Raw genomic sequence first — 11,799 nt, 5'->3', positions numbered from 1 at the left:
TTTAAACATTATTAAAACGTAGATTCTTTGAGAATCTGCGTTTTTTTATTTGCAAGTGTGTAATGTCGGAAATCTAAAGTTATTTTACAAGTGAATTAAGTTTTGTAACTTATAGTTTGTAAAGATTTAATTACAATTAAGCAATTTATATTTATTTTGGAATCAAGTTTGTTATAGTGTGTAGCGTACACTTAAATATATAAAATATTAAATCGAGATTTTACATTAATTTATTATTGGATATTATTTTTGAGTAATTTTTAATGGGGGACAAATAATGGCTAATAAAAGAAGAACTTCAAAAAAGTTGGATTTTTTACCAAATAGAGCTAATAGATATTCTATACGTAAATTCACTGTAGGTACAGCATCAATATTAGTAGGGACACTTTTATACTTTGGTGTACAAAATGTGAATAATGAAGTACAGGCAGCAGAAGGGACTACATCAACGCAACAAGGAATTGTTGATGACGACACTGAGGGCGCATCAAATGAAGCTGCAAGTAATACTGCGAAAAAAAATACTGAAGAAAAGAACACTGAAGAAAAGAATACAACAACTCCAACAACAGACAGTTCGAATCAAAAAGATGATTCAAAAGTACAAGCACTTTTAGCACTTAAAGAAAAACAAGAGCAAGCTAAGAAAAAATTACATAATATGATGAATTTAAGTGATAATCAAAGACTTGAATTTATTGATGATATAAAAAAAGTAAATTCAGAATCTGAAATAGATCCTATTTTAATCAATGCCCAAGCTGCTGAAGATAAGGCTAGACAAGAGGCTGAAGAGAAAGCCAAACAGGAAGCAAATGAGCAGGCTGAACAAGAAGCTGAAGATAAAGCGAAACAAGAGGAAAAGACTGAACAATCATCTTATGAAGAAATAAAACAAGATTCAGACGATGAAACGAAGCAAGATTCAGATGATAAAACTGAACAACAAGATACTGAATCAGCACAAGAGAATGACGCTGATACAGAAGAGAAAACAACTAATGAAGAAGCAACAGATGAAAATAAATTAAATGAAGACAAATCTTATAACGCTTCAACAGACGACAAGAACTCAGAAGAAGCAAAAGAAGAAACTACAAGTAACGATAAAATAAAAGATACTACTGAAAATAAAGAAGAAAAAAATGAAGCTGACAGTGATGAAAAGAAATCAGCTGAGCAACATGATGAAACATTAGCAAAACAAACAAAAAATGAAGACGACAAAACAAAAGATAAAGAATCAAAACAATCTACAGAAAAAGAAACAAAGCAAGATATAGAGCAACAAAAAGCGGTAGAAAAGCATGTTGATAAAAATGGTGACATTGACACAGACACTAAAAAATTAGTGGATGAATTAGCAGATGTATCTTCATCTGACGAGAAATCAACTGCAAAACATTATGAAGAAACAATAGACAAAGCAGATGCTGGTCAAAAAGAAATGTTAGTAAATGCGATGTTAAATAGTAACTTAGATTCAGAACAAGTTGAAGCTGTAAAAGAAAATTTAGATATTGATTATAATAAAGCTTCTTCAAAAGAAATTTTGGATGCAGTAACTGCAGAGGCTTTGAAACAAGCACAAGAACAACGTGATTTATATCAACCTGCTGCCATTACAAATTCAGAAAGAACAACACGTCAACGTACAGCATTAAGATCAGCTAGCACATTTATTAGTAGAGCTGCAATTCAAACGTTAGCCGTGACACCACCGCAAAATAATACAGATTATAAAGATCTAGCTTCTATAACGCAAGTAAATAATAATAATAATATATCAACAAAAAACTTTACATTAACTGTAGACCAAGTAAATGTGACGTATTTAAAAAATGGGCAAATTAGACTGAGATTTCCTGTGTCTACACCTAAGGGGTTGAATTTAGGTTTTAACGCAAAAACTAGATTAGACATCGGTTTAAGTGATTCGATGAAGAAGAATATTGTTTCGGTGAAAAATCTTGGTGAAGATATGGCGTATGATAGCGCTACAGGGACATATTATATTGAAAAAGATAAAGCTATTTCTGTAACAGCAGAAGGCAATGAATTAGATGTAGAAATTATTTTGAATGCACAAGACTTTAAAGCAAGTGATAAGGTAGAAATTCGTTATAACAGAAGGGTAAACCTTGGATTAACTGCCATCGATAAATCAGCAGTCATAACTTTCGATAAACTGTCCGCATTTCTTAACAAACAGAAAGCAATAAATGACCAAATTCAACAATTTGATACTGCAACTGATGATGAAAAATTGAAGTTACTAACGACTGTAAATAATGCTAATACGGATGCAACTTTAACTTCTGCTACAGCATCTGTATTAAGTACGGCGAAAGAAATTGGAAAGAGTCGCATTGATGGCTTAACTGACCTTTCTAATAATGACAAAGCAGTATTTAAAACACGTATTCAAGATGCGAAAACATTAGAAGAAATTGATACAATTGTTAATCAGGCAACAGATAGTAATCAAACAAGTGGTTTGAATAAGGCAAAAGCTGCGGCCAATACACAAATTGATGCATTAACAAACCTAACACCACAAGAAAAAACTAATTATAAAAATCAAGTCAATAATTCGACTGACAAGTCTAATATACCTAGTGTAGTTCAAAGTGCGACACGGCAAGACAAAGCGAATGCTCTAAGCAATGCCAAGACTGCCGCTAATAATACAGTAGATGGCCTTACTGATTTAACACCTGAAGAAAAAACAGCTTTCAAGGACCGTATAAACAAGGCAACTGATATAAGCCAGATACAACCAATTGTTGTTGAAGCACAAACCAAACAAACACAGAATCAATTAACAAATTTGAAAAATGAAGCTATAAAATCTATAGATGCGTTAACAAACTTGTCTGATGCAGAAAAAACTAATTACAAAAACAATGTTCAAAGTGCTACAACAGAAGCAGGAGTGCAAAGTGCATTAACATCAGCACAAGCAAAAGATACAGCAAACGCACTTGCTAAAGCGAAAGAAGATGCAATTAAACAAATTGATAGTCTTACAGATTTACCGGAAGCTGAAAAGACAGATTTCATAAATCGTATAAATAATGTTACAAATGTAGGTCAAATACAACCAATTGTAGATTCTGCAAATGCGCGTAATGATTTAGCTTCATTAAATAAGGCAAAAGCAGATGCCAATACACAAATTGACAATTTAACTAATTTAACGGACCAACAAAAAACAGAATATAAAAATCGTATTGCTGGTACAACAACACCTGATCAAATTCAAACAGTAATAAATAATACAAAAATTCAAGATGCTAAAAATGCATTAGAAAAAGCAAAAGTCGATGCCAAAGATACAATTGCAAGTTTAGCAAACTTAACAGATGATGAACGTAATATTTATAATTCTCAAATTGATCAAGCGACTACACAAGAGGCAGTCCAACAAATCGTTGAACAAGCACGTCAAGGTGATCAATCTCAATTATTAAATAATGTAAAAAGCAATGCTAAAAATTCTATTGACGGAATGGCTTCATTAACAGATGAGCAAAAGGCTGATTTGAAAACACGTGTTGATAACGCAACAGATGAAGCAGCAGTTTCTGACATCGTAGATGAAGCAAAATCATTAAATCAAACAGCAGAATTAGACAAGTTACGCAAAGATGCAAATGCTAAAATAGACACGTTTGAGAATCTTACACCGCAAGAAGTATCAAATTTTAAAGATCGTATTAATAACGCTAATGATACGTTTTCTATTAATAGTATTGTTAGTGAGGCACGTATTAAAAATGATGAAAATACTTTAACCAACACGAAAAATGAAGCTAAGACAGCAATTGATGCGTTAGATGGTCTAACTTCGGAAGAAAAAGATAGTTTTAAATCACAAGTAGATAAAGCTCAAATTGCAGATAATGTTGCTGCGATTGTGAAGCAAGCAGAAAATGCAAATGCAACAAATAACTTGAATAAAGCGAAAGAAGAAGCAACTAATACAATTAATGGTATTGAAGGCCTAAATGAAGAAGAAAAGGCAGCATTTATTTCACAGGTTGACGATGCTAAGGACGCTACAAGTATTGATGAAGTTGTAAATGAAGCAAAAGCTCAAGCACAAGAAAATAATTTGAATGATGCACGTCAAAAAGCCGAAGAAATTGTTAGAGGACTAGACGGTTTATCTGTTGACGAAGTGAGTGATTTTGTAAATCAAATCAAAGGTGCGGATAATGCAGAAGCCATTCAAAAAATCGTTGACCAAGCAACTGAAGACTCAAACAATCATAAGCTAGATGATGCGAAGTCAAATGCAATAAATAAAGTAAATGCTATGCAGAATTTAACACCTGAGGAACTTGAACAATTTACAAATGACATACAGAATGCTAAAGACGTTGAAAGCGTTAATGATATTGTTCAACAGGCACAAGATAAAGCAAACGAAAATACTTTAAATATAGTAAGAGAGAATGGTAAAGAAACTGTAAATAATTTACCAAACCTAAGTGAAGAAGAAAAAGCGGCATTTATAGCTGAAATAGATGCAGCTACTAGATCGCGTGATGTTGGCCCAATTATTGATAAGGCAAATGATTTAAATGATCAATATCAATTAGAAAAAGCGAAAGCGTCAGCAAAAGATGAGATTAAAGAATTATTGAATTTAACTGATGGCCAAAGTGAAGATTTTATAAATCAAGTCGAAAATGCTGAAAACAGTGATGAAATTTTAGCAATAGTTGATCAAGCTAAAGAGCAAGAAAAAAATAATGTCTTAGAAGAAGGTAAAAGAGAAGCCATAGAAATTATCAAAGGTTTAGATGGTTTAACTGACGAAGAAAAAAATGAATTTATCGATATCATAAATGCGGAACAGCAGCCAGAAAATATAGAAGGAACAATTGAAATAGCAAAAGAATATGCATCTTTAAATATAGCAATAGAAAATGGAATTAATGAGTTAGAAGAAATCAAAGGGCTTTCTAGTGAAGATATTGATGGATTTAAAGAGGCTATAGAAAATGCACAATCAAAAGAAGAAATAGATGAAATAATTAAAGAAGCAAATGATTTGGCAAAATCTAATGGTTTAGATGCATTAAAAGCAGCGCAAGCACAAGGCAACGCAATCAATGAAGGCGACTATACACCAAATAGTTACGCACCATTGAAAGATGCGTTAACAGCAGCTCAAAATATCATCGACAATCCAGACAATCATACGCAAGCAGAAATTGATGAAGCAACGCAAACAATTCAAGATGCGTTAAATCAATTAAGCGATCGAGCGGATAAAGCTGAGTTAGACGCAGCGATCAAAGAAGCCGAAGGCTTAGACTTGGATAACAATGATGCGGAAGATAAAGCTGTAGCGGATGCATTAGCAAGAGCACAAGAAGTGAGCAAAGATGATAACGCAACAGCCGAAGAAGTGAAGACAGCAACAGATGCATTAAACGCAGCAATGAAAGCGAAAGAAACCCAAGATGCATCAGATAAGAAAGCTGCATCATTAGATGCCTTGAAAGCAGCACAAGCACAAGGCAACGCAATCAATGAAGGAGAATATACACCAAATAGTTACGCACCATTGAAAGATGCGTTAACAGCAGCCCAAAACATCATTGATAATCCAGAAGATCATACGCAAGTAGAAATAGATGAAGCAACAACAGCAATTCAAGATGCGTTGGATCAATTAAGCGATCGAGCGGATAAAGCTGAGTTAGACGCAGCGATTTCAGAAGCCGAAGGCTTAGACTTGGATAACAATGATGCGGAAGATAAAGCTGTAGCAGATGCATTAGCAAGAGCACAAGAAGTGAGCAAAGATGATAACGCAACAGCCGAAGAAGTGAAGACGGCAACAGATGCATTAAACGCAGCAATGAAAGCGAAAGAAACCCAAGATGCATCAGATAAGAAAGCTGCATCATTAGATGCATTAAAAGCAGCGCAAGCACAAGGCAACGCAATCAATGAAGGCGACTATACACCAAATAGTTACGCGCCATTGAAAGATGCGTTAACAGCAGCACAAAACATCATTGATAATCCAGAAGATCACACGCAAGCAGAAATAGATGAAGCAACGCAAACAATTCAAGATGCGTTGGATCAATTAAGCGATAAAGCAGATAAAGCTGAGTTAGACGCAGCGATTTCAGAAGCCGAAGGCTTAGACTTAGATAACAATGATACGGAAGATAAAGCTGTAGCGGATGCATTAGCAAGAGCACAAGAAGTGAGCAAAGATGATAACGCAACAGCCGAAGAAGTGAAGACAGCAACAGATGCATTAAACGCAGCAATGAAAGCAAAAGACACACAAGATGCATCAGATAAGAAAACTGCATCATTAGATGCCTTGAAAGCAGCACAAGCGCAAGGAAATGCGATTGATGAAGATGGTTATACACCAAATAGTTACGCACCATTGAAAGATGCATTAACAGCAGCACAAAACATCATTGATAATCCAGAAGATCACACGCAAGCAGAAATAGATGAAGCAACAACAGCAATTCAAGATGCGTTGGATCAATTAAGCGATCGAGCGGATAAAGCTGAGTTAGACGCAGCGATCAAAGAAGCCGAAGGCTTAGATTTAGATGAAACGGATGCGGAAGATAAAGCTGTAATCGATGCATTAGCAAGAGCACAAGAAGTGAGCAAAGATGATAACGCAACAGCCGAAGAAGTGAAGACGGCAACAGATGCATTAAACGCAGCAATGAAAGCGAAAGAAACCCAAGATGCATCAGATAAGAAAGCTGCATCATTAGATGCATTAAAAGCAGCGCAAGCACAAGGCAACGCAATCAATGAAGGCGACTATACACCAAATAGTTACGCGCCATTGAAAGATGCGTTAACAGCAGCTCAAAATATCATCGATAATCCAGACAATCATACGCAAGCAGAAATAGATGAAGCAACAACAGCAATTCAAGATGCGTTGGATCAATTAAGCGATAAAGCAGATAAAACTGAGTTAGACGCAGCGATCAAAGAAGCCGAAGGCTTAGATTTAGATGAAACGGATGCGGAAGATAAAGCTGTAATCGATGCATTAGCAACAGCGAAAGAAGTAAGTGAAAATGGCAATGCGACAGCCGAAGAAGTGAAGACAGCAACAGATGCATTAAACGCAGCAATGAAAGCGAAAGAAACCCAAGATGCATCAGATAAGAAAGCTGCATCATTAGATGCCTTGAAAGCAGCACAAGCACAAGGTAACGCGATCAATGAAGGCGACTATACACCAAATAGTTACGCGCCATTGAAAGATGCATTAACAGCAGCTCAAAATATCATCGATAATCCAGACAATCATACGCAAGCAGAAATAGATGAAGCAACAACAGCAATTCAAGATGCGTTGGATCAATTAAGCGATCGAGCGGATAAAGCTGAGTTAGACGCAGCGATTTCAGAAGCCGAAGGCTTAGACTTGGATAACAATGATGCGGAAGATAAAGCTGTAATCGATGCATTAGCAACAGCAAAAGAAGTAAGCGAAAATGGCAATGCGACAGCTGAAGAAGTGAAGACAGCAACAGATGCATTAAACACAGCAATGAAAGCGAAAGAAACCCAAGATGCATCAGATAAGAAAGCTGCATCATTAGATGCCTTGAAAGCAGCACAAGCACAAGGCAACGCAATCAATGAAGGCGACTATACACCAAATAGTTACGCACCATTGAAAGATGCGTTAACAGCAGCTCAAAATATCATCGATAATCCAGACAATCATACGCAAGCAGAAATAGATGAAGCAACAACAGCAATTCAAGATGCGTTGGATCAATTAAGCGATCGAGCGGATAAAGCTGAGTTAGACGCAGCGATTTCAGAAGCCGAAGGCTTAGACTTAGATAACAATGATACGGAAGGTAAAGCTGTAGCGGATGCATTAGCAAGAGCACAAGAAGTGAGCAAAGATGATAACGCAACAGCCGAAGAAGTGAAGACGGCAACAGATGCATTAAACGCAGCAATGAAAGCGAAAGAAAGCCAAGATGCATCAGATAAGAAAGCTGCATCATTAGATGCATTAAAAGCAGCGCAAGCACAAGGCAACGCAATCAATGAAGGCGACTATACACCAAATAGTTACGCGCCATTGAAAGATGCGTTAACAGCAGCACAAAACATCATTGATAATCCAGAAGATCACACGCAAGCAGAAATAGATGAAGCAACAACAGCAATTCAAGATGCGTTGAATCAATTAAGCGATAAAGCAGATAAAACTGAGTTAGACGCAGCGATCAAAGAAGCCGAAGGCTTAGATTTAGATGAAACGGATGCGGAAGATAAAGCTGTAGCGGATGCATTAGCAAGAGCACAAGAAGTGAGCAAAGATGATGACGCAACAGCCGAAGAAGTGAAGACAGCAACAGTTGCATTAAACGCAGCAATGAAAGCGAAAGACACACAAGCTGCATCAGATAAGAAAGCTGCATCATTAGATACCTTGAAAGCAGCGCAAGCACAAGGCAACGCAATCAATGAAGGCGACTATACACCAAATAGTTACGCGCCATTGAAAGATGCGTTAACAGCAGCTCAAAATATCATCGACAATCCAGACAATCATACGCAAGCAGAAATAGATGAAGCAACGCAAACAATTCAAGATGCGTTAAATCAATTAAGTGATAAAGCAGATAAAACTGAGTTAGACGCAGCGATTTCAGAAGCCGAAGGCTTAGATTTAGATAACAATGATGCGGAAGATAAAGCTGTAGCGGATGCATTAGCAAGATCACAAGAAGTGAGTAAAGATGATAACGCAACAGCCGAAGAAGTGAAGACAGCAACGGATGCATTAAACGCAGCAATGAAAGCGAAAAAAACACAAGATAGTTCAGATTTATCAAGTGCTAAGGAAAAAGCCAAATCACTAGTTGAAAAATTAGAAAGCATCACTGATAAACAAAAAGATAATTTCGTTGATAGAATTGAAAATGCATCATCTATTGATGAAATAGATAAAATCGTTGAAGAAGCTAAAACTAAAGATTTAGAAATGCATGCACTTAATGAATCTAAAAAACAAGGTTTTGAAACAATTAACGATTTGCCTGGATTGACAAATAGTGATCGTACTAACTTTATAGAACGTATTAATCAATCAGAAACTATTGAAAATGTAGAAGAAATAGTAAAAGAAGCAATTGAAAAATCAAGTGCTTCAGAATTAGAAAAAGCTAAAGCCCTTGCTAAGCAGGAAATCGATGGTTTAATATACTTATCAGACGAAGCAAAAGCAGGATATAAAGACCAAATCGATAAAGCGAAAACACAAGCAGAAATCGATGAGATTGTGAAGGCAGCTGAAAATGAAAATAAAGCGGAACATCAACATGGTGGTGATTCAACTTCACATAACAACCATGGTAATAAACCAACTGATAACGCAAATGGCAGTCATCAAGGTTCAGACAACACAAACGGTAGTCACCTAGTAACAGATAACTCAAATGAGCATGGAACTGCTAATCATGACAATGGTTCTAGTAACACTAGTGGTATCACAATTGATCATTCTTCTATTGATAAAGCAAAAGAAGAAGCGAAACAATATATTAATCAATTGCGAAAATTATCAGAACAACAACAAGGCGAATTTAATCAACGAATTGAAAATGCAGAAACAGTACAAAAAATTCAAGATATTGTTGATGAAGCAAGTGTTGTAAATAATCATTTACCTGATACAGGTATTGAAGATAATAACTCAAAAACAATATTTGGTTCTGTTGTTGCATTCTTAGCAGGTTTACTGTTACTAAGAAGACGTAAAGATAAGAAAAATGAATAACTAATATAATTACTGAAGTTTAATTATATTCTGTTTATAGAGGCTGAAACATTTTTGATGTTTTAGCCTCTATTATTATCAACAAGGCAATCACTTGTCAGTTGGAAAAAGTTAAAAAATAAGCGTACATTTAGAAATTACTACTAAATGTACGCTTATTTTGATATTAAAATGATATTATATTTTTTGATAAGATTTACGGTTTCTAAAAAATAAACTAATGATTAACAAAGCAATGCTACAACCTAAAAGTGTAATGGAATTATGGATAGCATCAGCTTCTGTTAATACTTGAGTCGGTTTAACAGTAAGATAATTTTGACTCATTGATTCAGCAATGCGTGATGCGATATTTTTGATAAGGTAAGAAAAACCAAAAGTAATAATAAACATAATTGCAATAACAAGTACATTAACGATTTTTAATGCAGTTCTATTGAATACAAGTGTTAAAATCGTCAATATTAAACTTAAAATACAGGCAATGAAAAAAACATAAAAAACTAAAATCAAACGATCAATACTTGTTTGTAAATCATTGATATTGTTAATATTGAGGTTTAAATTTGCAACATCATTCATCGTGCTTTGGAAGTTTGTAAGTTGATGGAAGTTAATTGGCGTTTTAAGAAATACTAAATTAAACAAAGGCTCTTTATACATACTATAACCTGAAATTGCGACCAGTATAAGAACGATGATTTGTATAACCATACTGACCCATGACTTTTTCTTCTTACTAAAACGTTTGCCACGATGCATAGATTCATTAGTAAAACTATGCTCAAAATTTTTGAATTGATTATTATTTTCGGTCATATAATGCTCCTTTCTTTTATTTAAAACAAACTAAAATAATTTTATGACTTTTATTTTGTTATAATGTTCAATAACTGTTACATTTTAGTTATTAGAATAATAAACATTAAATCGCATACTCGATATTATAACTATATTTTGATGCATTGAATTAATTTTACCATAAAATTAATTTAAATAAATTAAAGATTAAACACAGATTGGATTGAATTTGTATGAAATCAAGATTAACTAGCAAGTTTATTAATAAGTATTTATTACCGCATCGTTCTATCATTTTTAATTCTGAACAAGCATTTGATAAATTCTTAACTAAACGAAAAACACTCAATGAAAAGAAACATAAGCAACCAGAAACGTTAAATGTAAAATCTGATTTAGATAAACAAATGTTAGGTGACATGCAGGTTTTTAGATTCCGTTTTAGACACAGTCATGAAAAGAAAATACTTTATATACCTGGTGGTTATAATACACTGCAACCATCTGTATTTCATTGGAGATTTATGGATAAACTCGCGTTAAGCACTTTAAATGAAATTGTAATGCCAATTTATCCAAAAGCACCTAATTACAATATTGATGATACATTTACGGCCATTTTTGATGTATACAATCAACTACTAACAGAAGTTAAATGTGAAGATATTGTGGTTATGGGAGACGGAACGGGTGGAGCATTAGCACTTAGTATGATTCAACAATTGCGTGATAATAACGAAGCTTTACCTAACAAATTATACTTAATATCACCTATGCTTGACGCACAATTAGATAATGATGGTATCACTGAAGCACTAGATAAAAAAGATGTAATTGTTGATAAACAAGGCGTTCAAAGAATATTAGATGTGTGGTCACAACATTTGCCACTAGATGATAAACGTGTTTCACCTATATATGGAAACTTAGAAGGATTACCGCCGATATATATGTATGGTGGTGCTTATGAAATCTATTTGCCAGATATGCAACGTTTTACGGAAATGTTAAGAGATCGTGATCAAGAAATTCATTTCTATGAATATAAACGTATGATACATGCCTTTCCACTATTACCTATACGTGAGTCACATAAAGTAGTTAAACAAATCGTAGAAACCTTAAATCATGATTAAAATAAGCCATGCATTTATAGGCTAGGTCCTCAATTT

3 protein-coding genes and 1 pseudogene are annotated in these 11,799 nt (G+C 34.6%); 3 read left to right on the top strand and 1 reads right to left on the bottom strand.

Annotated features, from left to right (window positions below; genetic code table 11):
* Window positions 1–277: 277 nt before the first annotated feature.
* Window positions 278–404, top strand: a pseudogene (locus BJS11_RS14155) (YSIRK-type signal peptide-containing protein); the annotation flags it as partial.
* 8 nt (window positions 405–412) lie between these two features.
* Complete coding sequence (locus BJS11_RS05705; RefSeq protein WP_425337474.1) at window positions 413–9,826, top strand: LPXTG cell wall anchor domain-containing protein; 9,414 nt, start codon at window positions 413–415, stop codon at window positions 9,824–9,826.
* Between the two features lie 177 nt (window positions 9,827–10,003).
* Here the strand turns inward: BJS11_RS05705 and BJS11_RS05700 are convergent, their stop codons facing one another.
* On the bottom strand, window positions 10,004–10,645 hold the full coding sequence (locus BJS11_RS05700; RefSeq protein ID WP_069995139.1) for a hypothetical protein: 642 nt from the start codon (window positions 10,643–10,645) through the stop codon (window positions 10,004–10,006).
* Window positions 10,646–10,860: 215 nt separating this feature from the next.
* Between BJS11_RS05700 and BJS11_RS05695 the strand changes: the two genes are divergently transcribed.
* Window positions 10,861–11,763: an alpha/beta hydrolase fold domain-containing protein gene (locus BJS11_RS05695; RefSeq protein ID WP_069995140.1), complete on the top strand. Its 903-nt coding sequence runs from the start codon at window positions 10,861–10,863 to the stop codon at window positions 11,761–11,763.
* Window positions 11,764–11,799 lie beyond the last annotated feature (36 nt).

Origin of the sequence: Staphylococcus caeli (genome assembly GCF_900097965.1) — a bacterium.
Taxonomy (GTDB): Bacteria; Bacillota; Bacilli; order Staphylococcales; family Staphylococcaceae; genus Staphylococcus; species Staphylococcus caeli.
This window is presented reverse-complemented; position numbering and strand designations above follow the sequence as displayed.

Excerpts from the sequence above, each read along its gene's own strand:
- BJS11_RS05700 (WP_069995139.1), bottom strand. The coding sequence starts at position 10,645 with ATGACCGAAAATAATAATCAATTCAAAAATTTTGAGCATAGTTTTACT.
- BJS11_RS05695 (WP_069995140.1), top strand. The coding sequence starts at position 10,861 with ATGAAATCAAGATTAACTAGCAAGTTTATTAATAAGTATTTATTACCG.